Below are 24,703 nucleotides of genomic sequence, written 5' to 3' on the forward strand. Positions count from 1 at the left end.
ATGCAAGCACTACAAACAAAGAGCTTCCGCGCCCAGCGTGGTTTTACCCTGATCGAAATCATGGTGGTGGTGGTGATCATCGGCGTGCTGGGCGCCATCGTGGTTCCGCAGTTCATGAGTCGTCCTGATCAGGCCAAGGTCACCGCGGCAAAAATCGACATCCAGGCGATTTCCACTGCACTGGAAATGTACCGCCTCGATAATCATCACTACCCCTCTACCCAGCAGAATCTGGAGGCCTTGATCAAACGGCCACCGGGATCGCCGGTGGCCCGCAACTGGAATCCCCAGGGTTATTTGAAGAGCATGCCGGTTGACCCCTGGGGCACGCCTTATCAGTACCTCAATCCGGGCGTGCGTGCGGTCGACGGCGGTTACGATCTGTTTTCCCTGGGCGCCGATGGTGTCGCGGGTGGTGACGGTCATGCCGCCGACATCGGCAATTGGAGTCCCTGACTCATGCACCACCGCAGCGACGGCTTCACGTTAATTGAGCTGATGATCGTCATCGTGCTGATCGGCATCCTGCTAGGCATGGTGAGCCTTGCCATGGGCCAGAATCCGGCTCGGCAGGCGCGGCAAGAGGCAAGCAATATCGTCAGCTTGATTCACCATCTGCGTGAACGAGCGGTGCTTGATGGCCTGGACTACGGCGTACGGCTGAGTGCCGACGGCTATCGGGGCATGCGCCTGGCAGGTCAGGGATGGGAATCGATAACGCTCTTCTATCCCTGGCCGGATAACCTGCGGATGCATCTGGAACTGGACGGTGGGATTTCAAGCCTGGGCGCCGACGACGGGCCGCCCCAGTTGCTGATGCTCAGCAGTGACGAAACCAGCGTTTTTACCCTGACATTCATGACTGCCGACACCACCTGGTTGAGCCTTTCCAGCGACGGCATCGGCGAGGTGCTGATCGATGGTTAGTCGTCTTGTCAGGTCGCCGCAGCGGGGCTTTACCCTGCTGGAAATCATGGTCGCCCTAGGGATTTTTGCCACGCTGGCAGCTGCCGTCCTGTCTGCGGGTCAATACGTGGTGAAGCAAACGAGCCGGATCGAGGAGCGGGTTTTCTCGACCTGGGTAGCCGATAACCGGTTGAACGAATTGCACCTGCAACCAGCGGTAACCCTAGGTCAACGGCAGCAGACAGTCAGCATGGGGCGCCGCCAATGGGTGCTGCGTGAACACGTCAGTCCTGCGAATGAACCGCGCCTGCTGAGGCTGGATGTTGAAGTCAGCCTGGACGCTCGCGGACCGACCCTGCATCGCGCCAGTGGCTGGGTATCTCGTCATGCAGACTAAGCAAAAGGGTTTCACTCTGCTGGAACTGGTCATCGCCATGGCGATCTTTGCGATGCTTGGGCTGGCGAGTTGGAAGCTGTTCGATGGGGTACTCCGGATGCAGCAGGGGACAGCGGCGCATGAGCGCGAGCTGCGCAGTTTGCAGCGCGCCATGGCGGTCATCGAACGGGATGTGATGCACGTCACCGAACAACCTGTTTCGCTCAAGAAAAACGTTTTGCAACTGCAACGCAGCAATTGGCGCAACCCGCTGGACCAGCCGCGCAGCGGGCGCCAGGTGCTCACCTATCGTCTGGACAATGGCGTGCTTTGGCGTGACAGCCAGGCGGACGGTGCGCAATCCGTGCAGCGGCAGAGGTTGCTCGGCGATGTCCGGCAGCTGCGCTGGCGCGTGTTCGACAGCCATTCCGGATGGAGCCGCGAATGGGCTTCGGCGCCCGGCAAAAAAGCAGCGATGGCCCTTGAAGTGCAGGTTTCGGTTGGACGGTTCGAGGCCATCCGCCGGGTGTTGCTGTTGCCGGGCGCTCAGCGGTGAGCCCGCGTCCAGGTGGCTTTGCGTTGATCAGCGTGTTACTGGTCATGAGCCTCGCGTTGTTGATCACCGCTGGCTTGCTGCGCAGCCATCACCGGTTGCTGCAGAGCAGCGGTCAACAGGTGCAGCAGATCGACCTGCGCCAGCTCGCATTCGGCGCAGAGACCCGGGCTTTGATGGTGTTGCAGGTTCAATCCTCCAATAAAACAGTCGATCGGACACAGGAATGGGCCCGGCTGACTTTTGACTTCGATAGCGAGGACGCACAGGTCCGTGTCGATATCGATGACCTGGGTGGCCGGTTCAACCTCAATTCATTACTGGTTGCGGGCCAGATCGACCAGGTCACGCTCAACCGCTGGGAGCGCTTGCAGGCGTCGCTCGATCTTGCGCCTTTGCAACTGCGCCAGGTGGGCGCATTGCGCGAATTGAGCCAGCTGCGCTTGCTGCCAGGCGTGGACGATCAGCGCTTGCGCGAGCTTGAGCCCTGGGTGGCACTGCTGCCCATCGAAGCGGCGCTGAACATCAATACCGCTCCGGCATTGGTGTTGAGCATATTGGGTGATGTCAACGCCGCGACCGCCGACTCGCTGGTCCGTCAGGCATCGAGTTCTGCCTGGGGCAGTGTCCAGGCGTTTACTCAAGACCCGCTGATTTCGGGGTTGGGCCTGAGCAGTCATGGGCTGGGGATCACCAGCCGCTGGTTCCGGATCACGGTAGAAGTAACTCAGGGTGGGCGCGTCCTGCGCTTGGTGACGGACGTTGAGCGTGATGCCAAGACGCAGCAATGGAAAGTTCTGCAACGATGTTTTCTTTCAGCGATTGCCAACGAGGTCCAGCAATGAAGAGCTGGCTGTATCTGACTGCCGAAGGCGTGGTAGCTCCATCTGCCGACTGGCCGTGTCGCGTCTGGTCTGCGCTTCATCAGGGCACGCCCATGCCGCTGCATCAAGCCGCGGAGGCCCTCGCGGGCCAGTCGGTTGATCTGCTGGTGCCAATGGAATTGTGCAGTTGGGTGCGCAGCGAGCCGTGGCCCTCCCGGCGTCAACCCGGTGCTCAGGCTGTGGCGTTTGCCGTGGAAGAGCAACTGAGCGAACCGCTGGAGCAGCTGCACGTGAGCGTAGGTGCGCGCGACAGTGACGGGCGCTATCCGGTCATGGTCATCGGTCGGGAACGAATGGCTGGGGTCCTGTCGTTGCTGGCCGAATCGGCTGTCGAATTGCGTAGTGCAAGTGTGGATGCCGATATGCTGCCCGACACTCAGCCCCTGGGTGTCCGGTGCTTTGGTCGATGGCTGCTGGGTGGGGCGCTGCCGGCCCGGATGGTATTGTCGAACGAGGGGTTGAAAACGCTGCGACCGATCTTGCCTGCGGACATCCATTGGCTGGATGACCATCAGGGTGACGCCTTCTTCGATCAATGCCTGAACGTTCGTCCGGCGCATGCCATCAATCTGCTGCAGGGGCGTTTTGCGCCTAGCCAAAAACCTCTGCCTTGGCGAATCGGCGCGTTGGCGTTGTTCACGTCGTTGCTGTTGACCTGGGGCGGCACTGAAGCCCGGATTTGGTTTGTCGAGGGCCAGAGCCGTCAGCTCGTGCAGGAGAGTGAGCAGCAGTTCAAGGCCCTTTATCCCGACCAGCCCCACACCATGGACATGGCAGCGCAACTCAAAGTGCTGCAACACCCGCCTGCGCAATCGCAGAGCACGCGCACTAGCGAGTTGCTCAAGCTTGTCGAACACGTCATCGGCGCCAGCTCCGTCGAGGTACAGCGCGTTGAGTTGCGTGCCGGGGAGGGCTGGAAAATCCAGCTCACGGCCAACAGTTTCGCCGAACTTGAGCAATTACGTGAGAGAGGTCGACAGCAAGGCATGCCAGTCAGGCTGGACAGCGCGAACAAAGCAGATGACCGGGTGCACGCCACTCTTACCTTCGAGGACGGAGCATGAAGCAGGCCTGGCAGCGCATCAGCGCGCGTGAACAACGGCTGTTGCTGGCAATGGCGATGGTGTTGCTGGTCTTTGCAGGCTACAGCCTGATCTGGCAACCGAGCCGCCTGCGCCTCGAAAGCACCGAGCGCTACTATCAGCAACAGCTTGGACTGCGCACGCAACTGCAGCACGCCCAGCCTCGCAGTATCGTTGCCGGCGCTACCGACCAGCCGCTGTCGCTGCGGGTGAGCGATGGTGCTACCGCCGCGGGGCTCGACATCCATCAAATGGACAGTGACAACGAACTGCTGCGCCTGACAATTAGCGGCAACCCTGAAGGCCTGCTGCAATGGCTGGACAGCGTCGAGCGAGGCGGTGTTGCGCTGCAGTCACTGAGCCTGGAAAAACGCGATAACGTCCTGGAAGCTCGGGTCGTACTCAGATAGTCGCGCCGTTACCCGGCAACAGTGGCAACTTCGCCAGTTTCAACGCCACCAGCAGCGCGATCACCAGCAGTGTGCCGATAAACAGCCCGATCCCGTTCCAGCCACCCAGGTGCCAGAAAACGCCGCCGACAGTACCCGCGATGCTCGATCCGGCGTAGTAGCTGAACAAATACAGCGACGATGCCTGCCCTTTGGCTTTGGTCGCGCGGCGGCCGATCCAGCTGCTCGCCACCGAATGCGCGCCGAAGAAGCCGAAGGTGAAAATCAGCATGCCGATGATCACCAATGGCAGTGGCGTGAACATCGTCAGGGCGAGGCCGCCGAGCATCATGACGATGGTCGACCAGAGCACTTTGCGCCGACCTAGCTTGTCCGCCAGGGCGCCGATTTTCGCCGAGCTGTAGATGCCCGACAGGTACACCACCGAGAGCAGACCGACGTAGGCCTGATCCATGTTGTAGGGCGCTGCCAGCAGGCGATAACCGATGTAGTTGAACAGGGTGACAAAGGCACCCATCAGCACAAAGGCTTCAAGAAACAGCAGCGGTAGCCCGGCGTCACGAAAATGCATGGTGAACCCGTCGATCAAACTGCGCGGATGCAGTGAGCGTGGGCGGAAATTGCGCGACGGCGGAAGAATCCTCCAGAACAGCGCCGCCGCAATCAATGCCAGGCCGCCGATCACTAGCATCGCCGTGTGCCAGCTGACGAAGTCAATCAATACGCCCGTGATCAGACGTCCGCTCATCCCGCCAATCGCATTGCCGCCGATGTACAGGCCCATGGCGAGCCCGATGTGCTGAGGGTGGATCTCTTCGCTCAAATAGGTCATGGCCACCGCTGCCAGACCGCTCAATGACAAGCCAATCAGCGCGCGCATTAGCAACACGCCATGCCAGCTTGGCATCATCGAGCTGGCGATAGTGCACAACGCCGCTGCAAACAACGCTGCGACCATTACCGGCTTGCGTCCGACCCGATCGGAGATGGGGCCGGTGATCAGCAGGCCGATGGCAAGCATCCCGGTGGCCACCGATAGGATCAGGCTGCTCTGGGCTGCATTGATCGAGTACTCATGGGATAGCAGCGGCATCATCGGCTGCACGCAGTACAGCAGGGCGAACGTCGCAAAGCCGCCGCAGAACAGCGCCAGAACCGTGCGCATGAACATCGGCGTGCCTTTCTCGATGTAGATCTCCTTGAACTCGGCGACGACATCGTCCACTTCGCAAGGCGGGACTTCATGGGCGAGTGGCGCAGCAACAGTTTTCACTTCGGACCTCGGGAGCGGGCAGCCGGTCAGGCAATGAAAAAAGCATATAGCTGCCTAATGATTCAATCCAATATATTGTTCGACCTGTTTAAGAGCTTTTGCGACCTAATGGGGTTTTCATGGAATTGCGCCACTTACGTTACTTCATTGCCGTCGCCGAAGAACTGCATTTCGGCCGCGCCGCACAGGTGCTGGGCATAGCGCAACCGCCTTTGAGCCAGCAGATACAGGCACTGGAGCAAGAGGTGGGGGCGCGACTGTTTGAGCGTACCAATCGTCGGGTCGAGCTGAGCGAGGCCGGTCGGTTGTTTCTGCAGGAGGCACGACTGGTGCTGGCGCAGGTCGACAAAGCCGCCGATGTTGCTCGTCGGGCGCAATTGGGCGAGCTGGGGGAACTGAAAATCGGCTTCACCTCCTCGGCACCGTTCAACTCGACCATCCCCCAGGCAATTTTCGCATTCCGCCAGCGCTTTCCGGCAGTGCACTTGAACCTGCGGGAAATGAGCAGCACCCAGGTGGCCGACGCGCTGGCGGATGAGTCGATTGAAGTCGGCATCATGCGCCCGCTGGGACTGCCGGACTCCCTGAGCGTAGTCGAGTTAATGAGCGAGCCGCTGGTAGCCGTGCTCAGCTCCAAACATCCGCTGGTGAACGGCAGCGAGCAGGGACTGTTCCTGTCGGCGTTGGCCCTTGAACCGTTCGTGTTTTTCCCGCGCAGCTATGGCAGCGGGCTATACGCACAACTGCTGAGCCTGGCCCGCGACTCCGGTTTCAGCCCGCACTTCGCGCAGGAGGCCGGAGAGGCAATGACCATCATCGGCCTGGTGGCTGCGGGGTTGGGCGTCTCGGTACTGCCGGCGTCGTATCAGCGAATGCGGATTGACGGGGTGGTGTACCGGCCCTTGCTGGATCCGGCGGCGGTGTCGGCGGTTTGGCTGGTGCAGCGCAAGGATCAGAAATCGCCGATGGCACGGGCGTTTGTGGCGTTGTTGACGAGGAAGGTTGAGCCCCTGAAGGAGTGACCCAGCCTGCATCGCCGCCACCTGTGGGAGCCTGGCTTGCCAGCGATGGTGGCTTAACATTCACCATCACTCTGGAAACCTCTGACATCCCAAGGCTACGCATTCAGGAGCCTTGCCCTACAACAACGCCGGAATCCGCTGACTTGTGAGTCTTGGGGGCGGTCGGTAATTTGGTTCGGTCACTGATCTTCAGTGACCGGGATTAGTCGCCGGGGTGTTTGACAGGCGCTTGGCTTCCATCCGGTCAGGTTTTCCCCATCCTTAGACTTGATGGCGGTTGTGCTGACTTTGTTGGTTACCCCGGTTGGCTAACCTGTATCAAAAGCAAAAAGCAAAGATCGCAGCCTTCGGCAGCTCCGACGGGGTGAACACCAATCCCCAAGGAGCTGCCGAAGGCTGCGATCTTTTGATTTTAATCAGCTATCAACCGCTCAAGACCACCGCCGAAAAATCAGCGAAGTATTCACCCCGCCAAACGCAAAATTATTGTTCATCACATACTGATTACTCATCTGCCGGAACTCGCCGCGCAGGTAATCGAGCTTGCCGCAGTGCGGGTCGATGTCATCCAGATTGAAGGTATGGGCATACAGGTCGCTGTTCATCATTTCGATGCTGAACCAGGACTCCAGCGCGCCACAGGCACCGAGGGTATGGCCGAGGAAACTCTTCTGCGAACTGATAGGCATGTGTTCGCCAAACAGCGCGCTGGTCGCCAGGGTTTCGGCAATGTCGCCTTGTTCAGTGGCGGTGCCGTGGCCGTTCACATAGCCGATGTCGCTCGGTTGCAACCCGGCATCTTCAAGCGCCAGCTCCATGGCCCGGCGCATGGTGACCTGCTCCGGACGGGTGGTGTGCTGACCGTCCGCGTTGCTGCCAAAGCCGACCAGTTCGGCGTGAATGCGCGCGCCACGCGCCAGCGCGTGCTCCAGCTCTTCAAGTACCAGCATGCCGCCACCCTCGCCGATCACCAGGCCGTCACGGCCCTTGTCGTAAGGGCGCGGGGTCGTCTGCGGGGCGTCGTTTTTCAGGCTGGTGGCGTAGAGCGCGTCAAAGACCATGGCTTCGGTGGGGCACAGTTCTTCGGCACCGCCGGCGAGCATCAGCGGCAGGCGACCGAACTTGATTGATTCGTAGGCGTAGCCGATGCCCTGGCTGCCGCTGGTACAGGCGCTGGACGTGGGGATCAGGCGTCCAGTGAGGCCGAAGAAGATGCTTATGTTCGCCGCCGTGGTGTGCGGCATCATGCGCACGTAGGAGTTGGCGTTCAGCCCCTCGGCCACCGAATTGAGCAGCATATTGCCGAAGGCTTTGATTTCGTCGGTGCTGCCAGTGGACGAACCACAAGCCACGCCCATGCGTCCGTCCTTGATCGACTCATCGCCCAGCAACCCGGCATCGGCCAGTGCCCGCTCTGAAGCACCAACTGCAAGGCGCGACACGCGCCCCATGCTGCGCAGTTGTTTGCGGGTCCAGTGGCTTGGTACCTTGAAGTCATCAATGGGCCCGGCCAGGCGAGTGTTCAGTTCGGTGAACCGATCCCACTCGTCCATCCGGCGGATACCGCTGCGGTTGGCCGCGAAGTTGCCGGCGATGGTTTCCCAGTCGCGGCCCAAAGAAGTGATGCCGGCCATGCCGGTGACGACGACACGCTTCATCAGCACAGGCCTCCGTTGACTGCCAGAACCTGGCGGGTGATATACGACGCTTCCGCCGACATCAGGAAATTCACCGCGCCGGCCACCTCTTCGGGGGTGCCCATGCGCTGTGCGGGAATCATTTTCATCAGTTCTTCCACCGGCACGTTTTCATCGAGCATCGCCGTGTCGATCAGCCCGGGTGCGACACAGTTGACGGTGATCTTGCGTTTGCCCAGTTCGATCGCCAAGGCTTTCGCCGCGCCGATCAGACCCGCCTTGGAAGCGCTGTAGTTGACCTGGCCACGGTTGCCGATCAATCCCGATACCGAGGTGATGCAGACAATGCGCCCGGCCGCGCGACGACGGATCATCGGCATCATCACCGGGTGCAGGACGTTGTAGAAACCGTCCAGATTGGTCCGCATCACCACATCCCAATCATCCTCGCTCAGCGCCGGAAAAGCACCGTCGCGGGTCAGTCCGGCGTTAAGCACCACCCCGTAATAGGCACCATGGGTCTCAACGTCGGCTTCAAGGATGGCTTTGCAACTGGCGCGGTCTGCCACATCAAATTGCAGGATGCGTGCTTTTTGGCCAAAGGCTTCAACCTCTGCCTTGACCGCGCCAGCCTCGGCCAGGCCACTGCGGCAATGCAGCACGATGTCATGCCCGGCCTGGGCCAGACGCAAGGCAATGGCGCGGCCGATACCACGGCTGGAGCCGGTGACCAGTACGGATTCAGTCATGACTGGACTCCTTTGATTCATCAAGATATTGCGCGGCCTGAGGTGGGCGGAACACGTTCAGACGAGCGGTGGCGTGGATGCCGGGGGCATCGATATGACATTCGAACACGCCCATGCCGTTCTCATCTTCCAGCGAGCGCAGCCCGTGGATGGTCAGCTCGGTGCCGAGCGGAAAATGTTCGACATTGCATTCGAATTTGCGTGTACCGAGCAGGAAACCCAGCGCGATCGCATCGCCGCGCTGACGGGCGTGACAGCCGGCATAGGCGGCGACGCTCTGGGCCATCAACTCAATGCCAACCCAAGCTGGCAAGCTGCCGTCGGGGCGGTTGAACAGACCGTGAGGCCTGACAGTCAGGCGGGTGAGTATCTGCTCCTCATCGTACGACAGGATCTGTTCGATCAGGATCATGTCGCCAGCGTGAGGCAGCAGTTCGGCGAGCGGCCAGTCGATCATGGTGCGTCTCCGATTATCAGGCTGACGTTGTTGCCACCAAAGGCAAAGGAATTGCTCATCAGGTAGCGGGGTGCAATGGACGACAGGCGATCAGCCGTGGTCACCCATTTCAGTCGGGGCAGGTCGGGGTCGGGTTGGCTATCCCAGACATGCGGCGGCAAAGCCTGCTGTAGATTGTCAGTGCAGAGGCTCAGCCAGCAGAACGCAGCTTCCAGGGCGCCGGCGGCGCCGAGGGTGTGGCCGGTCAGTGGTTTGGTCGACGAGCAAGGCACACCGCCAGGGAACAGTGTTGTCACCGCCAGGCTTTCCATAGAATCATTATGTTGTGTGGCCGTGCCGTGCAGGTTCAGATAGGCAATCTGCCCCGGTTGCAAGCTCGCACGATCCAGAGCCTTGCGCATGGCCTGCAGGGCGCCCCGGCCAGCCGGTTCCGGAGCGGAAATATGGTGAGCATCGGAACTCGCGCCGCTGCCCAGCAGTGCAATCGGCGCGCGGCTGCCGGCCTGTCGGGTCATCAGAAACAGCACGGCCGCTTCGCCGATGTTGATGCCGTTGCGATTGATTGAAAACGGGTTGCAACGCTGTCCGGAAACCGCCTCCAGTGCAGAGAAGCCGTTGAGGGTCAGCTTGCACAGGCTGTCGACTCCGCCGCACAGTACCGCATCGCACAACCCCATGTTCAGCAGGCGCTGGGCGCTCATCAGGGCCCGGGCACTTGAGGTGCACGCTGTGGAGATCACATAGGCCGGACCGCTCGTTTGCAGCCAGTCGGCGAGGAAATTTGCCGGCGCGCCGAGTTCCTGTTGCTGGTAGTTGTAGTCAGCGGGAAACACGTCCTCGCGGATGTAATGGGCCAGGCCGCGGCTGGCTTCGTCTATGCCAGAGGTGCTGGTGCCCAGTACCACGCCGATGCGATCGCGACCGTAGGTCTGAATCGCCTGGTCAATGTCCTCGCGAATCTGCAGGGCGGCTTCCAGCAGCAACTGATTGTTGCGGCTGCCTTGCTCCGCCAGTTCGACGGGGATCTGTGCGAGTTCACCCTGCACAGCCGCTACCGGCACTGTACGTCCCACAATCCAGCCGGCTTCGTCGCGCATCCCGCAGGTGTCGCCGGCAAACAGCCTGCGGCTGACCTCCTCCTTGCCACGGCCCAGGGCACAGATCACTCCGAGGGCATTCAAATAGGCCGTCATGGCGTGTCCCCTCCCAAGGGTGTGACCTGGTATTTCAGACCTTTGCTCAGGGTCAGATCGAAATTTTGCGATTGCGCATAGCGCACATCCCAACGCTCGGGCAACGACCGTTGCGCACCGTGTTGCCAGGCGGTCGGGTAGTTGCCTCGTAACTGAGCTTCCGGTGTCAGCGCAAACAGCAACGCGGCGAACAATTCCCGTGCTTCCGCATTGGGTGGCAGCAGGCCGTCGGCGTGCCAGTTGCCGTCGACCAGTTTCTGTCGGGCCTGGGGAATGCCCAGCAAGTCCATCATCGACCAGCGAATACCCAGCCCCTCGCGCTGGATCACCAGCACCCAGTCAAGGCGCTGGTCGGCTTGCAGGCGCTGGATGTGCAATTGCAGGGGCAGCCGCAGGTCAGGCGTTTGCTCGGGCAGCGGCGCCCGGCTGGCACAGGCGCTCAGCAGCAGAATCGAGCCAAGTAGCAAAAATGAGGAAGTGAGCCTGCTTGCGATGGCGGCAATGTATTCAACAATCGTGTTGCCTGAGCCACCGCTAACGCGAGCAGGCTCTCTCCCACAGGCTGGGCATTTCGAGGCATTGAAAATATCCATCAAACGACACCTTCAAGCGGTTTGCGCGCAACCACATTGACCAGGGTTTCTTCCCGCTCACCGACGGCTTTTGGCCGTTGCAGCCCCAAGCGTTCCAGCAGGCCGAAATCCTTGGCGCGACTCCACCACAGGTACGGATAGGAAACGTTCTGCGGGCCGAACTCGAAACCCTGTTGGCGAATCATCTGCAGATACCCGGCGGCACTTTTTTGCACATGCATCGGATGGCGAAACAACCAGCGAATCACCCAAGTATCAATGTAAGCCTCGGTGGATTCGGCGAACAGCAGATAACCCCCCGGTTTCAATACCCGATAGAACTCGGCCAGGGCTAGTTCCTGCTCCACCAAGTGGTGGAACGTCTGATGACAGAACAACAGATCGACACTGGCGTCCGGCAACTGGATGCTCGCGCAGTCGCTGCCGATCAGCTCCACGTCGATGCACTGGCGCGCGGCCTCATCACGGCTGAGTTCAAGACTGTGTGGGTCGGCGTCCAGGCCTGTCAGACGCAGTGGTTCAAAGGTCTGGCGCAACAGCTGGAACGACTTGCCCTGACCACACCCGGCATCGAGCAGCACTGGTTTGGTCGGCGGGGATTCGCTGAACAGGCCGCGCAGGTCCTTGATCGCCACCCGCAACACATGGTGCTGCCAGGTGTGGCTGCGCAGGAACCAGAAACCGAAGCGGGTTTCCTCAACGTAATTTTCGCTCAAATAGCTCATGTGGCATCCCTTGCGCACAGTTCCGACAGCATCCGCAGCCGGCGTTTGGGTTCGGCGACGAATGGATTGCGCTCGTCCCAGGCATAACCGGCGAGGATCGCGCTGATCATGCGGCGAATGTCCGGTGAGCTGCCCGGATGGTAGATCACATCCTGGAAGGTTCCGGCGTACCAGCCTTCCACGTAGCAGCGAAACGTATCGACACCTCGCTTGAGCGGGGTGGAAAATTCAGTTTCCCAGTCGACATCTTCACCTTGCAGTTGGCGGTGCAGGACCGCAGCGGCCATGCTCGCCGAGCGCATGGCGATGGTCACGCCCGAGGAGAATACCGGGTCAAGGAATTCCGCGGCGTTACCCAGCAGGGCAAAGCCGGGGCCGTGCAGGGTTTTGACGTTGGCTGAATAACCGCCAATGGTGCGCGCAGGTGTATCCCAGACCGCGTGTTCGAGCACTGTAGACAGGCTTGGGGTCTCAGCGATAAAGCCGCGCAGGCAGTCGTCGAGATTATCTGCGCGACCTTGGAAATGTTCCGCCGCCGCGACCACGCCCACCGAGCATCGACCATTACTGAACGGGATGGTCCAGAACCAGATATCGCGCTGGGCAGGATGGGTGGTGACGAGGATTTTGCTGCGGTCGAAGGCCGGGTTGTCGATGTGGTCCTCGACATGGGTGAACACGGCCTGGCGCACCGGAAAGCTCGACGGTGCTTCAAGGTCCAGTAGGCGCGGGAGGACCCGGCCGTAGCCACTGGCATCGAGCATGAATTCGGCCTCGATGCGGTACTCGCTACCATCTTCGCGCTGCACGCCGAGTTGCGGTTTGGCGTGGTCGACGGCCACGCTGACGATGGTTTCGCCGTAGCGGATATCTACTCCTTGCAGCGCGGCCTGGTCGGCCAGTAGCTTGTCGAAATCGGCACGCAGCACCTGGAAGGTGGTCGGTTTGCCATTGCTGAAGGTGTCGCCAAAATCGAACGTGCTGTACTGCTCGCCCCAAGCGAAGGCCGCACCGGTTTTCAGCTGAAAACCGGCAGCGTTTACCGCCTCGAGCATGCCCGCTTCCTCGACGAAGTCCAGGCAGTGGGACAGCAGGCTTTCGCCTATGGAAAACCTGGGGAAATGCTGACGTTCGATGATCAGCACATCATGCCCTTTACGCTTGAGCAGGGCGGCGGCGATGGCACCCGAAGGCCCTGCGCCGATGACTACCACCTGGCGACGTTCCGTTTCAACTGTTGGCATGGGGGTTCCTTGCCGGGGCGGCGATATTCATGGGGATTCGGTGCATACCGACCAGTGCCGGCAGCCATGTCGCGATCAGTCCCATCAACATCAGCGCAAAATACAACGCCGGGCTGATGAGGTGTTGTTGCAGCAGCAGGTTGAGAAAGACGATCTCGCTCAAGCCGCGAATATTCAGCAGGACACTTTCCCACCAGCGACTGGCGCCTTCAAACGAAGCACCGGCCCAGCCCAGTCCCAGCCAATTACCCAGCAGTTTGCTGGCGATCGGTAACATCAGCAGCGCTGCCAGCTGGACCCAGCCGAGGCTGTCCATGGCGCTATGGACGTCAATCTGTACGATGCCGAACGTGAGGATCAGCGGGGTCGCGATACTCGTCTGCAACCGACTCATCCAGACCGAAGGCAGCGGCAGGACCAATGGTACTTTCAAGGCCGCCATGCACAGCAGGTAGCCGATGCCGAGAATCAACGCATTGAGCTTGAGGTGTTCGGCAACCACCAGTAGTGCGAAGAAACAGCCGCTGTGCAGTGCTGGCTGGCGCATGCCGAGCAGGCTCAGGAGCAACGGCAGGCAGGCGCCGGCCAATGGCAGCAGCAGGCTGCTCAAATGCAGGCTGCCCTGGGCGATGGCGAACAGTGTCCAGCACGTCACGGCGATGAGGATGGCGGTCTGCACCAGGCGCGGGGTGGCCTCTCTCGGGTAATTGATGTTCCGCAGGTACCGGTACAGCACCGCAATCGCAGTAATGGCGATCTTCATGCGACCGACTCTGCGGCCGGAATCGCCAGGCGCTGGCGTCCTGCCCAAGGTGCGAGGATGAAACTGAACGCCAGACCCAGGCTCACCGAAAGGCCGAAGCTACTCACCGCCGGAGTGCTCGATACCGCCAGCAAGCCGAACGACAGCCAGGTAGTGAGCGCCGCGAGCAAGGTACCCAGCAGGCTCACTGCGGCACCACCGACCTGCTCGCGCATGAGGATCGCGTAGTCGACGCTGATGGCGGTGACCAACAGCAGGCCGAACAGGCTGAACAGTGTCAGCGGCTGCCCAAGCCAGCCAAGGCTGGCCAGGCTGCACAATGCGGCCAGAAGCGGCAGAGTGACGATGCGCAGGGCGCCGCCGAGACCGAACGGCAGGATCAGCACCAGTACGATTAATACACAGGAAGCCAGTTTTAACTCAGCGGCACTGATCTGGGTGGCGGCGAAGACAGTGTTCAATTCGCCGAGGCGATCGACCAATTCGACACCGGGCAGGTCCAGTGCCTGGACTTGCAGCAGCGATGGGTTGTTCAAGCCTTGCAGACTGACCATGGCCGCCACGCCGCCGTCATCGGTCGAGCCGAGCCACAGCGTGCGGTAGGGCTCTGCCAAAGGGCCGAGCAGGGCCGAGTCGACGTCCTGGATTGGCAATGCGCGCAAGGTTTCAAGTTCGGCTTGCAGTGCTGCGACCGGTACTCCGAGGTCGAGCAACGGCTGCCAGAATTGCTCCAGCTTGCTCAATGCGTCGCGCACCTGGCGCTGCTCCTCGGGCGGGCTGACCAGTTGGTTGAGGGACAGATAACCCTGGAGTTTGTCCAGGTTGACCAACTGATCCAGACGCTCGCTCAGCGCGGTCTGGCGTTCGAGCAATTGCTGTTGATCAGCCGCCCGCACCAGGAAGAATTGGCTGGTGGGCTGATACCCGGTGATGCGGGCGATGGTCTGGGCTTCGTCCGTCAGTTGCTGGGGCGCGCCGACCCATTGGCGAATATCGTTTTTGCTGTCGAGTTGCAGCAGGCCGGCGGTACAGAAGGCGACCAGCAGCGCCAACAATACTGGGGTACTGGCCCGTTTTAGCAGTGCTTCACGGCACAGCAGCAAGTTTTCGCAAACACTCAGCGGCCATTGCGCGGGGCGCAATTGCACACCCTTGAGCAGCGCTGGTAGCAGACAGACAGCACACAAGTAGGCGCCGATCAGACCCGCTGCGGAAAACACCGCGATCTGGGTGAGCGCTGGAAATGGCGTCCAGGCCAGGGCGAGGTAGCCGATACAGCTGGTAATCAGGCTGAGCGTCAGGCCGGGCAAGGTGAGGCGCAGGGCTGGCCAACTGCCCCAGGGTTTCAGGCTCCAGCTCTTGGACAGGTAATGCAGCGGGTAGTCGACCGCAACGCCGATCAGGCTCGAACCGAGCACCAGCGTCATCACATGCATATGGCCGAAAAGGGCGACGCAGGCCACCGCACCAAAGAGCATGCCCGCCAGCACCGGGACAAAGGCGAGCAACACCCGCCAGCACCGGAAGGCCAGGAGCAGCAGCAAGAGAATCCCGATCGTGGCGCCGCCGCCTACCCAGGTCATCTCGCGGGTGGCTTGTTGCTGGCCGTTAGCCGCGTATAGCAGCCCGCTGGCCGCCAGCAGTTGCACATGGGCTTCGGCGGCTTCGGCTCGGCTGCTTTTTAGCAGGTCGGCGACCTGCAGGGGCAGCGTCATGTCAAACGCGTTTCCGCTGGTGCGCACACGCAGCAACACCCAGCTCTTGCCGTCGGCATCGGCGATCAGCGCGCCGCTGCCGATGTCCAGTTGTACGGCACCTTGCTGCGGCTGGCTGTTCTGGATGCGTCCGGTCAAGCCCAGCCAGTCTTCCTGGCTGGGAACCAGGCTGAAGCTGGTGAAGGGGTCGAACAGCGCTTGCACGCGCTGTTGGATGAAGGTGTCGGGGTGCTCGATCAACTGCTGGCGATCCTCGGTCGAGAGCATTGCCAAGCGACCTTGCAGCAGCTGCGTGCGCAGTGCCGGCAAGTCGCCTTGCAGGCTCCACTGGACCTTTTCGAACAGCCCGCTTGCCTGCCATCGCTCGCCGAGTTTCTGCGCCATGGCCACCGCCTGCTGGCGATCGATGTGGCCGACCAGCACCAGCATTTCGCGATTCAACGGCTCCTGCATGCGCTGCTCTGCGCGCAACTTCAGTGCGTCCGGCGCGGTGCCGGGCACCAGTTCCATCAGGTTGGCCGACAGCGGCGGGCCGTCGCGCCATTGCCAACCGGCAAGCGCCAGCACCAGCACCAGCAGGCTAAGGAAAATCTGCGGCAGCCTGCGCTCACTCGGCAAAGTCATTTTGCTCCACTGCGCTCAACGGTTGTGCGCTCGTACTGTCCTGCATGCGCAAAAGGGTGCTGTCGCCCTGGGTTTCGAGCAATTCGATGTTTTGCACCAACTCGGCGCCAGTGATGTTGATCTGGTTGAATACCTGCTTGAGCAGCAGCGAGCGCGGGATCAGGGTCAACTTCCAGTCCAGTGCATCGCCACTGAGCGACAGTTCGAAATCCCGTTGCAGCCCGCTGCTGTCGCCTTGCAGCACCGCGAGGAACAGACGGTTCTGCTCAGCACCGGCACTCTTGCCCGGCAGCATTTGCCAGCCGTTGCCGTCGCGCCGGGCGATGCCCTTGGCGGTAATCCGGTAATCCTGTTGCAGCGGGGTTTTCAGCAGCCAGAGCAGGCCACTGTTTTTTGCCAGGACGAATGTGCCCTTGCTGGTCAGCGGTTGGGGCAGGGCGCGCAGGTGTTTTTCCTGGATGAAACTACCGTGGATCACATCAGGTTTAGCCAGTTGATCGCTGAGCTGTTGCAGATCAAAAGCCTGGGCCAGCGAAGAACCCAGCAGCATGACGCCTGCCGACAAAAACTTGCAGCAGGTTATCCGCAAGTTCATTCGAGCACCTTTTGCACTGCATCGGTGAAAATCTTCGGTGAAGCGAGCTGCATCTCGCGGCTAGTCATGTCGACGGCGACCTGTACGGACACGGCGCGGGTCAGGCGCTCGCCAGTTTCCAGGTCGGTGATCAGGTAGTTGATCTTCAACCGGTTCTCCCATTCCACCAGATTCGCCCGGACGTTGAGCTTCTGGCCGAACACCGCGCCACGCACATACCGCAGCTGCAGGTCGATCACCGGCCAGGCGTAGCCCGACTCGACCATGGCGTTATAGTTGTGGCCGATCCGGTCCAGCAACGCACAGCGTGCGACTTCCAGGTATTTGATGTAATGGCCGTGCCAGACGACGTTCATGGTGTCGATATCGAAGAACGGCACGAGGATTTGCGTATCAATGTGCAGCACGCCCTTGCTACGCATGCAGCCTCCAGTGTTGTTCGGCGATACGCTTCAGGCATAGGCGCAACTCGCTCTCCAGGGCCCGGTCTTCAATGACTGGCGGAAAATCTTCGGCCAGCTGCGCGTGCATGGCGGCAAGTGCCGGCGGCAATGGGCGTGCGTCCTCGGCTTTACTGCGCAACCAGACGCCCTGGTTGGCGGCCAGCAGTGTCGCGGCGGCCACTTGTTCCGTCAGCTCCAGCACGCGAATGGCATCCCTTGCAGCAATGGTGCCCATGCTCACCTTGTCCTGATTGTGGCACTCGGTGGAGCGGGAAAAAACGCTGGCTGGCATGGTGTTCTTCAGGGCTTCTGCTGTCCACGCGCTTGTGCCGATCTGCACCGCCTTGAAGCCGTGATTGAGCATCGCCCGATCAGCCGTGGCGCCGGACAGATTGCTCGGCAAGCCATGGTTGTAGCGCTCGTCGACCAACAGTGCGAGCTGTCGATCGAGCAGGTCGGCGACGTTGGCAACCAGGGTCTTCAGGCTATCCATGGCGAATGCGATATGACCACCGTAAAAATGTCCGCCGTGCAGTACACGCTCGGCGTCAGCGTCGATGATCGGATTGTCGTTGGCACTGTTGAGCTCTATTTCGATGAACGAGCGCAACCAGTTCAGGCTGTCGGCCAATACGCCTAGGACGTGGGGTGCGCAGCGCAGGGAATAGCGGTCTTGCAAACGATGCAGCGGCGCGGTCGGAGCGTCGATCGCCAGGTCCTTGCGCAGCCATGCGGCGACTTGCATTTGCCCCGGGTGAGGTTTGGCGGCGAACAGGCGCTCGTCGAAGTGTTCCGGATTTCCTTGCAGCGCCACCACGTTCATTGCGGTGATGCGGGTGGCCAGTTGCAGCAGGTAATCGGCTCGCGCATAGGCCAGGCAGGCCAGGCCGGTCATGACGGCGGTACCGTTCATCAATGCCAGGGCTTCCTTGGGCCTGAGTACCAGGGGTTCCCAGCCCAGTTCACGATGGACGTCGGCGGCTGGCCGGCGTTCGCCACGAAACATGACTTCGCGCTCGCCGGACAATGTTGCGGCGACATACGACAGCGGGGTCAGGTCGCCGCTGGCGCCCACCGAACCTTCCTCCGGTATCAGCGGCAGAATGTCGTGTTCGAGAAAGGCCTGGAGGCGTTCCAGCAGTTCCACGCGAACCCCTGACACACCCTGGCACAGCGACTGCAGGCGCGCAGCGAGCACGGCTCGGGTCGCCTGGACGTCGAGTAACTTGCCCAGGCCACAACCGTGAAATGTATACAGATGACGAGGCAGCGCCTCAACGTGATGCAGCGGCACCGCGACTACACAGGAGTCGCCATAGCCGGTAGTCACGCCATAAATCACCCCTTCCTTATCCAGCAGCGAATCCAGGAACTGCGCGCCCTTGGCGATGCGCTGGCGAAACAGGGCGTCGTCTTGCAACTGTGCAGGCACCTGGCGATTGGCCAGGGCCAGTACCTCTTCAATACTCAGGGGGAGTTTGCCGAAGGTAACCGGCTCAAGCGTTGGCGTCGTCATCGGGCTTCCAGAAAGGGTAAAAGTTGAACCATTGTTGTGGTGCTTCGAGGCAATAGTGACCCAAGCGTTCGGCGTAGCGGGTGGCCCACTGATGAATGACCTGTTCTCGCTCGCTGCGCTTCCAGACCACGGCCTCGGTGAACGGTTCGAGTGTCAGCCGATAATCGCCCGTTGGCTTCTTCAGGCACAACAACAGGTTGACCGGGCACTTGAGCAGGCCAGCCAGCAGCCATGGTCCCTGCGGAAATGCGGCCTGATGGCCGAGAAAATCTACCGTAACGCTGCGCCCGCCGTGCAGTGGTACTCGATCACCGGCAATTGCCAGCCACTCGCCACGTTCCAGGCGCTCGTGCAGTTGCAGCATGATCACCGGGTCCAGCTCGCTGACCTGGATCAGGCGCAGGTTGGTCGCGCCGGCTTCCCCCAGCAATCGGTTGAACTGCTCGGCGTGCTTGGTGTGCACCAGCACGTTCATGGTGACCTTTTCGCCAATCTCCGCCAATGCGCGGCAGACCTCGAGATTGCCCAGGTGCGCACCCACCAGCATCTGTCCGCGGGAGCCGCGCAATTTATCGCGCAGCAGGGCGGGGTCGATGATTTCGATCTGCTCGATGCTCAGCTTGCCGTTCCAGACGTCGAGCTTGTCGAGCATCGAATCGGCAAACGCCATGAACTGGCCGAACACCCGCCAATGGGTAGGTCGCAAAGCGCTGCGACCGCTCCAGTCGGCAAGCCGCTGCTGGTATTGCCAGGCGCTGTGGCGAGCGCTTCGGCCGAAGAGGAAAAAGTACAGGACGATGCCATACAAAAGTGGGCTCAACAGGCGCCGGCCCAGCACCCGTGCACCGAATGCGGTGAGCTTCATCAGCCAGAAACTGCCGCGCTCTTCACGGTCGGCCCAATGGGCCTTGTTGGAGTTGCTGCTCATGTTCGCCATCGCTGCCAGAGAATCGCCGGTGCCCGCAGCAACATGCCGAAAAATAGCCGCGTGTGCATGCTCGAAATCAGTACGTTGTCGTGGACCAGGCGAAAGTGTGAAACGCCATCCAGCGGATAATGAACCCGGGTGGGCAGCCAGAGCATCGGTTGATTGCGCCAGGCCAGTCGCACGAGGATGTCCGAGTCGAAATCCATGCGTTTGCCGATTTTCGTCGAGTCGATCAAGGCCAATGTGGACGGCAACGGATATACGCGAAAGCCGCACATCGAGTCGCGAATCTGCAACGACAGGGTGTTGATCCAGACCATCACGTGGGTCAGGTAGCGAGCGTACAGGCGGCCCTTGGGCACGCTGGCGTCGTATTGCGGGTATCCGCAGATCACCGCTTCGGGATGCGCTCGAGACTGCTTGATGAAGGTAGCGATGTCTTGCAGATCGTGCTGGCCGTCGGCGTCCACCTGCAACGCGTGAGTGAACCCCAGGCGCGACGCTTCACGCAGGCCGGTCATGACCGCACCACCCTTGCCCTGGTTGGCGGTCAGGCGAATCAGGAAAACCTCTTCGTGCAGCGCCAGGTGATCGAGCACCTTTGCACAGGACGGGGCGCTGGCATCGTCGACCAGAATGCAGGGTAGACCTCTGCCGAGCACCGCCTCGACCACAGCGGTGATCGCGGTTTCGTGGTTGTAGACCGGGATGACGGCACAGGGGTTATGCATCGCTCGCCGCCTCCAGCACAATCCGCCCACTGGAACAGGTCGCGGTTTCATTGCGATAGGCGAAATACAGCTTGCCGCGCACCGGATCAAAACGCAGGTGCAGCTGGACCTGATCACCCGGGCGCACCAGTTGCTGAAATTTCAGGACTTCCATGCCGGCGAATTTTGCCGGCAGATTCATCAACTGCTGACCCAGGGCGAGAGCCCAGTCTACCTGCACCACGCCGGGTAACACCGGTGCCTTGGGGAAATGGCCGCTGAAGAACGCGAGGTCCGGTGGCACCGCCAATTGCAGGCTCCACTCGCCATCGGCTTCGATCTGTTGCAGTACTTCTGGCAGCTTCGGCCGAGCAGCCAGCAATAACGCCTCGACATCCGCTTGAAGCAGCTTCCCTTGGCTGTTGAACGGCAGTTGTCGCAGAAAACGCCAGCGTCGCGGCAAAGCCAGGGTTTCGCAGTGCTGGCCCAGGTGCTGGCGCAGCTCGTCCGTTAGGGCGCGCCGGCCCTGATTGCGTAACGCGTGCAAGCCTGATTCGCTCAAGACCAACAGCGCGCCCAACGACGCGCGGTTTTCCTGAACCACTCCGAGGCGAGCTTCAGCCACCCAGTCATGGGTAGTCAACGCCTGTTCGAGCATCGGTAGCGAGATACGTTTTTCTTCCAGTTTGATGATTCGGTCCAGCCGCCCTCGTAGCTCGAAACGGCCATCGGCGGCAATCTGCGCAGCATCTGCGGTATGTTCAACATGCCCTGGGGGCATGTAGGGGGAGCTGATAAGCAACGCACCGTCACCGTCCAGAGTCAGTTCGACGTCGGCAAACGGCTGCCAGAGCTCATCGGCCTGCCGCCAGGCAATTCCGCCAGTTTCCGAGCTGCCGAGGATCTCCGTCGGCCACTGCTGCAGGCGCTGGTGCAGGCTTCGCGCCGCTTCAACCGGCAACGCACCACCAGAAGAAAACACCCGACGCACCGTGCTCAGGGCCGGCCAGTCAAGGTTCTCGCCCATGCGCTTTAACAGTGCCGGGCTGGCGACCCAGGCGAACGTCGGATATTCGCGGCTGGCGCGCTGCAGGTCTTCCGGGAACGCCAGCTGCTTGCGCACGAACTGCCGACCGGCGCATAGAGGCCATAGCACTCGGAAGAGCAACCCATAGATGTGTTGGGTAGCGACGCTGCCGATGATGCAGGCTTGGCTGAGGTCGGCGCCCCAAAGTGTCTCCAGGGCCTGTACTTCATTGGCCAGTTGGCGCAAGGTTTTGTCGATGCGCTTGGGTTCGCCGCTGGAGCCGGACGTGCACAGGCTTAGTTGGCAGTGGTCCAGGTCGAGCGCGGCGGTGCTCAGGGGCTCACCCCGGTAATCGTTCAGATGTGCGTCGTCGGCCAGGTCGGTCAGCCACAGGTCGACTTCCGTGGACCAGCGTTGGCGGGTCCCGGGTTGCAAGTCGGCCGGCAGCAGCACGCTGACGCCGGCACGCCAGGCTCCGAGCAGGGCAATTGCCAGGTCGGCGGCGTCTTCCAGGTGCACGGCAATGCGTCGAACGCCCTGGCTTTCAAGGCCGCCAGCCAGACGCAGTGCGCATTCGCACAGCTGTGCATGGTTGAGCAACGGCTCGGCCGTCACGACGCGCTCCGGCTGAGCCTTGAACAGCATTTGCTCAAGCTTTATCCAGTTCATGGGTGGCCTCGTACCCGTTGTCGTATCAGCCATTCAATGGCAAACATCAGGCCCATCAATCCATAGGAAATCAGGCCGGTGTACAACATCCACCAACTTAGCGGGGCCCAGAGTGTCAGGGCTGTCGCAAGCAAGCCGTTACAGAGAAAAAACACACTCCAGGCAATCGTCACCTGGCGGGTATAAACAATGGCCTTGGGCGGCAATTGCGGTTCACGCAAGCGCGCCAGGCGCTCGACCATCGGCGGACCGTATTTGAGGCTCAAACCAAATAAGCCGAGCATGAACGCGCTGATCAGCACCGGATACCAGCGCAACAGCAGCGGGCTATCGAACAAGGCAAGCAGCAGGCAAAAGATGATGGCCGTCACGGCCATCCACAAGCTGCCCGGTTTGCGTGGGCCGAGCAGCGCCCGCGCCAGCCAGAGGCTTCCCAGCAGCAGGCCGAACTGCCAAGGGGCAAAGTGTTCCATGCCGAAATACACCGCGAAGGGGTACAGCAGGCCCGCCAGCAGCAGGCCGAGGCCGATCAGTCGCCTCATGCGACCGGTTGAACCAGGCGGTAGACCGCTTCGACCACGTCACTGACGGTGCGCACCGATTTGAACTCCTCGGCGGCGATCTTCTTGCCGGTCTGACGTTTGATGTGGTCGATCAGGTCCACTGCGTCGATGCTGTCGATCTCCAGGTCCTGGTAGAGGTTGGATTCGAGGTTCACGCGTTCAGGGTCCAGTTCGAAGAGTTCGACCAAGGCATCGCGCAAGGTGTTAAAAATATCGTCACGAGTTTGCATGGTCCGGTCTCAAGCTACCTGTTTTGCAGTAACGAACGCCGCAAGGCTCGCCACATTGCTGAAATGATTGCGCGTGTCTTTGGCGTCAGCGTCGATCTTGATGCCGTATTTTTTCTGGATGGCCAGGCCAAGCTCCAGGGCATCGACCGAATCCAGGCCCAGGCCTTCGCCGAACAGGGTCTGGTCGTCGCCGATGTCTTGCGTACTGATGTCTTCGAGGCCCAGGGCATCGATGATCAGTTGTTTGATTTCACGGTGTAGTTCGCTCATCTTCGGCGAGCTCCTTAATGTAATGGGAATGCAGATAATCGTTGAGCTTGCGCGAGGCTTGCGGTGCAGGGCCGCAGGCGGCAAAGGCCTGTGGGTCTATATCGGCTCCGACATGGAAACTGAAGTGCACACGGCGTTTGGGGATGCGATACCAAGGCTCGGCTTTGGTCAGCGTGGTGGGATTGACCTTGATGGTTACCGGGGTGAGGATTTTCGCACCGCGAAGGGCAATTGAAGCGGCGCCCCGATGAAAGGCCGGCGATTTGCCTGGCTGGGTGCGGGTGCCTTCGGGAAAGATGATCAGCGTCTGGCCACTTTTCAGTGCATCGGCGGCGGTGTCGAGCATGTCCAGGCTGCCGTCGTTGCTGATGTATTCGGTGCTGCGTAACGGGCCGCGAGTGAAGGGGTTTTCCCACAGGCTCTGCTTGACCACGCAGTTGGCGTGCCGAACCAGACCAATCAGGAAGACCACATCGATCAGCGACGGGTGGTTGGCGATGATCAGTTGCCCCGGTCTGCCAAGTTTTTCGGCGCCTTGGATATCGTAGGTCAACACACCGGCCCGGGCCATGAACCGCACGAAGAACCAGAAGCAGCGACTCACAGTGCGCCGCGCGCGCAGTCTGTGGGTCTGTGGATCACCCGGCAGGCAAGCGAGCAGGGGGAAGATCACCAGGCGCAGGCACAGCCCGCCCAACCCAAATAGAGTGAAGCTCGCGGCAGTCGCCAGCAGTCGCCAGTAATAGGCGTCGCGGCTCTTTTCGTTCAAAGGTTGCGTTGCCAGGTCCATACACGATTTTTCCAGGCATGTTGGCAAGTAGTTTTCTGGCCGAGCAGAATGCGCAAGAGATTCAGGGCATGGGGCCAGTGAGCTTTTGACAATGTATCCGGGGCGCTGTTCAGGGACAGCCGCCAATCGTTGCCGGGTGTGATCAGCAGGCCCAGCGCATAAGGAAATGGCACGTCGTCGATCCATTGCGAGTAGGCAAGCGGCGGCTGCTCTTCTGTGATCACCAGCAACACGGCCGGCGCCCCTTCAGCGATCAACGCCGCAGCCTCCAGCATGCCGTGTTCAAGCCCGTCCCCGGCCGCAGCCAGCGCGGTCATTTCACTGGTTTCACCGCGCATGATCGACCACAGCCCAATGATCGCGTTGTGCACGGACAGGCTGAATTGGGTCGGTGATAGCGGTTGGTCGGCGGCCAAGTCGCTGAGAATGTCGAAAGTGCGCGGTGTTTCGCCGTGTCGGGAAACAAAGACCAGCGGCAGGTCTTGTCGACCATCGGCCAGCGGCCAGCCGACACTGAAGGCCATACGCGCCAGACGACTGAGCCGGCGACGCTGCATGGCGGGCAGAAATGAGACGTCTGGGGCTGCATCGCTGGCCTGCAGGACCACTGGTTGACGACTCCAGGCCTGCCAATCGTCCACGCTTTCGAGCCCTGGAGCCCACGCGCGCCATTGGGCGATGTTGAAATCGATCACAGACATTCATCCCGCCCTGAGGGCTTTTTTGACGCGGTGAGTCACGAAACCAGCGACAAAC

Annotated in this window: 28 protein-coding genes and 1 pseudogene; 8 read left to right on the forward strand and 21 right to left on the reverse strand. The window is 61.0% G+C overall.

What is annotated here, in order from left to right; genetic code table 11:
• From gspG to gspM, 7 genes are read left to right on the forward strand one after another with little or no spacing between them, the layout of a single operon-like run.
• Complete coding sequence (gene gspG / locus L9059_RS22720; RefSeq protein WP_247293147.1) at window positions 1–456, forward strand: type II secretion system major pseudopilin GspG; 456 nt, start codon at window positions 1–3, stop codon at window positions 454–456.
• Window positions 457–459: 3 nt separating this feature from the next.
• Window positions 460–927: a type II secretion system minor pseudopilin GspH gene (gene gspH, locus L9059_RS22725; protein WP_247293148.1), complete on the forward strand. Its 468-nt coding sequence runs from the start codon at window positions 460–462 to the stop codon at window positions 925–927.
• Window positions 920–1,303, forward strand: coding sequence for a type II secretion system minor pseudopilin GspI (gene gspI / locus L9059_RS22730; protein ID WP_247293149.1), 384 nt, complete (start codon window positions 920–922; stop codon window positions 1,301–1,303). The genes gspH and gspI overlap by 8 nt, the downstream gene beginning before the upstream one ends.
• Complete coding sequence (locus L9059_RS22735) at window positions 1,293–1,838, forward strand: type II secretion system protein GspJ (protein ID WP_247293150.1); 546 nt, start codon at window positions 1,293–1,295, stop codon at window positions 1,836–1,838. The genes gspI and L9059_RS22735 overlap by 11 nt, the downstream gene beginning before the upstream one ends.
• A gap of 44 nt (window positions 1,839–1,882) precedes the next feature.
• Window positions 1,883–2,680 (forward strand): type II secretion system minor pseudopilin, encoded by a 798-nt coding sequence (locus L9059_RS22740; RefSeq protein ID WP_282615589.1) that lies wholly within the window; start codon window positions 1,883–1,885, stop codon window positions 2,678–2,680.
• The gene (gene gspL, locus L9059_RS22745) at window positions 2,677–3,783 is read left to right on the forward strand and encodes a type II secretion system protein GspL (protein WP_247293152.1); all 1,107 of its coding nucleotides are present in this window, start codon (window positions 2,677–2,679) and stop codon (window positions 3,781–3,783) included. Before L9059_RS22740 ends, gspL begins: the two co-directional genes overlap by 4 nt.
• Complete coding sequence (gene gspM / locus L9059_RS22750; RefSeq protein ID WP_247293153.1) at window positions 3,780–4,211, forward strand: type II secretion system protein GspM; 432 nt, start codon at window positions 3,780–3,782, stop codon at window positions 4,209–4,211. The genes gspL and gspM overlap by 4 nt, the downstream gene beginning before the upstream one ends.
• Here the strand turns inward: gspM and L9059_RS22755 are convergent.
• Entirely contained in the window at window positions 4,204–5,436 is a 1,233-nt protein-coding gene (locus L9059_RS22755; protein WP_428480294.1) for an MFS transporter, read from the reverse strand. The genes gspM and L9059_RS22755 overlap by 8 nt on opposite strands.
• 167 nt (window positions 5,437–5,603) lie before the next feature.
• Between L9059_RS22755 and L9059_RS22760 the strand changes: the two genes are divergently transcribed.
• Complete coding sequence (locus tag L9059_RS22760) at window positions 5,604–6,506, forward strand: LysR family transcriptional regulator (protein ID WP_247293155.1); 903 nt, start codon at window positions 5,604–5,606, stop codon at window positions 6,504–6,506.
• Between the two features lie 431 nt (window positions 6,507–6,937).
• Here the strand turns inward: L9059_RS22760 and L9059_RS22765 are convergent, their stop codons facing one another.
• The 20 genes and pseudogenes from L9059_RS22765 to L9059_RS22860 all read right to left on the reverse strand — a co-directional run bounded on the left by L9059_RS22765 (window position 6,938) and on the right by L9059_RS22860 (window position 24,648).
• The gene (locus L9059_RS22765; RefSeq protein ID WP_247293156.1) at window positions 6,938–8,164 is read right to left on the reverse strand and encodes a beta-ketoacyl-ACP synthase; all 1,227 of its coding nucleotides are present in this window, start codon (window positions 8,162–8,164) and stop codon (window positions 6,938–6,940) included.
• Window positions 8,164–8,892: a 3-oxoacyl-ACP reductase FabG gene (fabG, locus tag L9059_RS22770; RefSeq protein WP_247293157.1), complete on the reverse strand. Its 729-nt coding sequence runs from the start codon at window positions 8,890–8,892 to the stop codon at window positions 8,164–8,166. The genes L9059_RS22765 and fabG overlap by 1 nt, the downstream gene beginning before the upstream one ends.
• On the reverse strand, window positions 8,885–9,349 hold the full coding sequence (locus tag L9059_RS22775) for a hotdog family protein (protein WP_247293158.1): 465 nt from the start codon (window positions 9,347–9,349) through the stop codon (window positions 8,885–8,887). The genes fabG and L9059_RS22775 overlap by 8 nt, the downstream gene beginning before the upstream one ends.
• Window positions 9,346–10,542: a beta-ketoacyl-[acyl-carrier-protein] synthase family protein gene (locus tag L9059_RS22780; RefSeq protein WP_247293159.1), complete on the reverse strand. Its 1,197-nt coding sequence runs from the start codon at window positions 10,540–10,542 to the stop codon at window positions 9,346–9,348. Before L9059_RS22780 ends, L9059_RS22775 begins: the two co-directional genes overlap by 4 nt.
• Window positions 10,539–11,135 carry a hypothetical protein gene (locus L9059_RS22785; RefSeq protein ID WP_247293160.1) on the reverse strand — a complete coding sequence of 199 codons (597 nt, stop codon included), beginning with the start codon at window positions 11,133–11,135 and terminating at the stop codon, window positions 10,539–10,541. Before L9059_RS22785 ends, L9059_RS22780 begins: the two co-directional genes overlap by 4 nt.
• Complete coding sequence (locus L9059_RS22790; RefSeq protein ID WP_247293161.1) at window positions 11,135–11,860, reverse strand: class I SAM-dependent methyltransferase; 726 nt, start codon at window positions 11,858–11,860, stop codon at window positions 11,135–11,137. The genes L9059_RS22785 and L9059_RS22790 overlap by 1 nt, the downstream gene beginning before the upstream one ends.
• The gene (locus L9059_RS22795) at window positions 11,857–13,104 is read right to left on the reverse strand and encodes an NAD(P)/FAD-dependent oxidoreductase (RefSeq protein ID WP_247293162.1); all 1,248 of its coding nucleotides are present in this window, start codon (window positions 13,102–13,104) and stop codon (window positions 11,857–11,859) included. Before L9059_RS22795 ends, L9059_RS22790 begins: the two co-directional genes overlap by 4 nt.
• Window positions 13,091–13,867 (reverse strand): annotated as a pseudogene (locus tag L9059_RS22800) (sodium:proton antiporter); the annotation flags it as partial. The gene L9059_RS22795 and the pseudogene L9059_RS22800, both read right to left, overlap by 14 nt.
• On the reverse strand, window positions 13,864–16,206 hold the full coding sequence (locus tag L9059_RS22805) for an MMPL family transporter (protein ID WP_247293164.1): 2,343 nt from the start codon (window positions 16,204–16,206) through the stop codon (window positions 13,864–13,866). The gene L9059_RS22805 and the pseudogene L9059_RS22800, both read right to left, overlap by 4 nt.
• Window positions 16,190–16,801 carry an outer membrane lipoprotein carrier protein LolA gene (locus L9059_RS22810; protein ID WP_247293165.1) on the reverse strand — a complete coding sequence of 204 codons (612 nt, stop codon included), beginning with the start codon at window positions 16,799–16,801 and terminating at the stop codon, window positions 16,190–16,192. Before L9059_RS22810 ends, L9059_RS22805 begins: the two co-directional genes overlap by 17 nt.
• Window positions 16,798–17,223, reverse strand: a complete 426-nt coding sequence (locus L9059_RS22815) for an acyl-CoA thioesterase (protein WP_247293166.1) — start codon at window positions 17,221–17,223, stop codon at window positions 16,798–16,800. Before L9059_RS22815 ends, L9059_RS22810 begins: the two co-directional genes overlap by 4 nt.
• Window positions 17,216–18,760, reverse strand: coding sequence for an HAL/PAL/TAL family ammonia-lyase (locus tag L9059_RS22820; protein ID WP_247293167.1), 1,545 nt, complete (start codon window positions 18,758–18,760; stop codon window positions 17,216–17,218). Before L9059_RS22820 ends, L9059_RS22815 begins: the two co-directional genes overlap by 8 nt.
• Window positions 18,741–19,688, reverse strand: coding sequence for a lysophospholipid acyltransferase family protein (locus L9059_RS22825; protein WP_247293168.1), 948 nt, complete (start codon window positions 19,686–19,688; stop codon window positions 18,741–18,743). Before L9059_RS22825 ends, L9059_RS22820 begins: the two co-directional genes overlap by 20 nt.
• Window positions 19,685–20,419: a glycosyltransferase family 2 protein gene (locus tag L9059_RS22830; protein ID WP_247293169.1), complete on the reverse strand. Its 735-nt coding sequence runs from the start codon at window positions 20,417–20,419 to the stop codon at window positions 19,685–19,687. The genes L9059_RS22825 and L9059_RS22830 overlap by 4 nt, the downstream gene beginning before the upstream one ends.
• Window positions 20,412–22,094, reverse strand: coding sequence for an acyl-CoA synthetase family protein (locus tag L9059_RS22835; protein ID WP_247293170.1), 1,683 nt, complete (start codon window positions 22,092–22,094; stop codon window positions 20,412–20,414). The genes L9059_RS22830 and L9059_RS22835 overlap by 8 nt, the downstream gene beginning before the upstream one ends.
• Window positions 22,091–22,636, reverse strand: coding sequence for a COG4648 family protein (locus L9059_RS22840; protein ID WP_247293171.1), 546 nt, complete (start codon window positions 22,634–22,636; stop codon window positions 22,091–22,093). The genes L9059_RS22835 and L9059_RS22840 overlap by 4 nt, the downstream gene beginning before the upstream one ends.
• The gene (locus L9059_RS22845) at window positions 22,633–22,887 is read right to left on the reverse strand and encodes an acyl carrier protein (protein ID WP_247293172.1); all 255 of its coding nucleotides are present in this window, start codon (window positions 22,885–22,887) and stop codon (window positions 22,633–22,635) included. The genes L9059_RS22840 and L9059_RS22845 overlap by 4 nt, the downstream gene beginning before the upstream one ends.
• Window positions 22,888–22,896: 9 nt before the next feature.
• Window positions 22,897–23,157: a phosphopantetheine-binding protein gene (locus L9059_RS22850; protein ID WP_247293173.1), complete on the reverse strand. Its 261-nt coding sequence runs from the start codon at window positions 23,155–23,157 to the stop codon at window positions 22,897–22,899.
• Window positions 23,138–23,947 carry a lysophospholipid acyltransferase family protein gene (locus L9059_RS22855; RefSeq protein ID WP_247293174.1) on the reverse strand — a complete coding sequence of 270 codons (810 nt, stop codon included), beginning with the start codon at window positions 23,945–23,947 and terminating at the stop codon, window positions 23,138–23,140. The genes L9059_RS22850 and L9059_RS22855 overlap by 20 nt, the downstream gene beginning before the upstream one ends.
• Window positions 23,923–24,648 carry a beta-ketoacyl synthase chain length factor gene (locus L9059_RS22860; RefSeq protein ID WP_247293175.1) on the reverse strand — a complete coding sequence of 242 codons (726 nt, stop codon included), beginning with the start codon at window positions 24,646–24,648 and terminating at the stop codon, window positions 23,923–23,925. The genes L9059_RS22855 and L9059_RS22860 overlap by 25 nt, the downstream gene beginning before the upstream one ends.
• Window positions 24,649–24,703: the final 55 nt, after the last annotated feature.

Origin of the sequence: Pseudomonas violetae (assembly GCF_023072615.1) — a bacterium.
Lineage (GTDB): Bacteria > Pseudomonadota > Gammaproteobacteria > Pseudomonadales > Pseudomonadaceae > Aquipseudomonas > Aquipseudomonas violetae.

Coding starts and splice junctions, on each gene's coding strand:
- gspG (WP_247293147.1), top strand. CDS start 1: ATGCAAGCACTACAAACAAAGAGCTTCCGCGCCCAGCGTGGTTTTACC.
- gspH (WP_247293148.1), top strand. CDS start 460: ATGCACCACCGCAGCGACGGCTTCACGTTAATTGAGCTGATGATCGTC.
- gspI (WP_247293149.1), top strand. CDS start 920: ATGGTTAGTCGTCTTGTCAGGTCGCCGCAGCGGGGCTTTACCCTGCTG.
- L9059_RS22735 (WP_247293150.1), top strand. CDS start 1,293: ATGCAGACTAAGCAAAAGGGTTTCACTCTGCTGGAACTGGTCATCGCC.
- L9059_RS22740 (WP_282615589.1), top strand. CDS start 1,883: ATGAGCCTCGCGTTGTTGATCACCGCTGGCTTGCTGCGCAGCCATCAC.
- gspL (WP_247293152.1), top strand. CDS start 2,677: ATGAAGAGCTGGCTGTATCTGACTGCCGAAGGCGTGGTAGCTCCATCT.
- gspM (WP_247293153.1), top strand. CDS start 3,780: ATGAAGCAGGCCTGGCAGCGCATCAGCGCGCGTGAACAACGGCTGTTG.
- L9059_RS22760 (WP_247293155.1), top strand. CDS start 5,604: ATGGAATTGCGCCACTTACGTTACTTCATTGCCGTCGCCGAAGAACTG.
- L9059_RS22765 (WP_247293156.1), bottom strand. CDS start 8,164: ATGAAGCGTGTCGTCGTCACCGGCATGGCCGGCATCACTTCTTTGGGC.
- fabG (WP_247293157.1), bottom strand. CDS start 8,892: ATGACTGAATCCGTACTGGTCACCGGCTCCAGCCGTGGTATCGGCCGC.
- L9059_RS22775 (WP_247293158.1), bottom strand. CDS start 9,349: ATGATCGACTGGCCGCTCGCCGAACTGCTGCCTCACGCTGGCGACATG.
- L9059_RS22780 (WP_247293159.1), bottom strand. CDS start 10,542: ATGACGGCCTATTTGAATGCCCTCGGAGTGATCTGTGCCCTGGGCCGT.
- L9059_RS22785 (WP_247293160.1), bottom strand. CDS start 11,135: ATGGATATTTTCAATGCCTCGAAATGCCCAGCCTGTGGGAGAGAGCCT.
- L9059_RS22790 (WP_247293161.1), bottom strand. CDS start 11,860: ATGAGCTATTTGAGCGAAAATTACGTTGAGGAAACCCGCTTCGGTTTC.
- L9059_RS22795 (WP_247293162.1), bottom strand. CDS start 13,104: ATGCCAACAGTTGAAACGGAACGTCGCCAGGTGGTAGTCATCGGCGCA.
- L9059_RS22805 (WP_247293164.1), bottom strand. CDS start 16,206: ATGACTTTGCCGAGTGAGCGCAGGCTGCCGCAGATTTTCCTTAGCCTG.
- L9059_RS22810 (WP_247293165.1), bottom strand. CDS start 16,801: ATGAACTTGCGGATAACCTGCTGCAAGTTTTTGTCGGCAGGCGTCATG.
- L9059_RS22815 (WP_247293166.1), bottom strand. CDS start 17,223: ATGCGTAGCAAGGGCGTGCTGCACATTGATACGCAAATCCTCGTGCCG.
- L9059_RS22820 (WP_247293167.1), bottom strand. CDS start 18,760: ATGACGACGCCAACGCTTGAGCCGGTTACCTTCGGCAAACTCCCCCTG.
- L9059_RS22825 (WP_247293168.1), bottom strand. CDS start 19,688: ATGAGCAGCAACTCCAACAAGGCCCATTGGGCCGACCGTGAAGAGCGC.
- L9059_RS22830 (WP_247293169.1), bottom strand. CDS start 20,419: ATGCATAACCCCTGTGCCGTCATCCCGGTCTACAACCACGAAACCGCG.
- L9059_RS22835 (WP_247293170.1), bottom strand. CDS start 22,094: ATGAACTGGATAAAGCTTGAGCAAATGCTGTTCAAGGCTCAGCCGGAG.
- L9059_RS22840 (WP_247293171.1), bottom strand. CDS start 22,636: ATGAGGCGACTGATCGGCCTCGGCCTGCTGCTGGCGGGCCTGCTGTAC.
- L9059_RS22845 (WP_247293172.1), bottom strand. CDS start 22,887: ATGCAAACTCGTGACGATATTTTTAACACCTTGCGCGATGCCTTGGTC.
- L9059_RS22850 (WP_247293173.1), bottom strand. CDS start 23,157: ATGAGCGAACTACACCGTGAAATCAAACAACTGATCATCGATGCCCTG.
- L9059_RS22855 (WP_247293174.1), bottom strand. CDS start 23,947: ATGGACCTGGCAACGCAACCTTTGAACGAAAAGAGCCGCGACGCCTAT.
- L9059_RS22860 (WP_247293175.1), bottom strand. CDS start 24,648: ATGTCTGTGATCGATTTCAACATCGCCCAATGGCGCGCGTGGGCTCCA.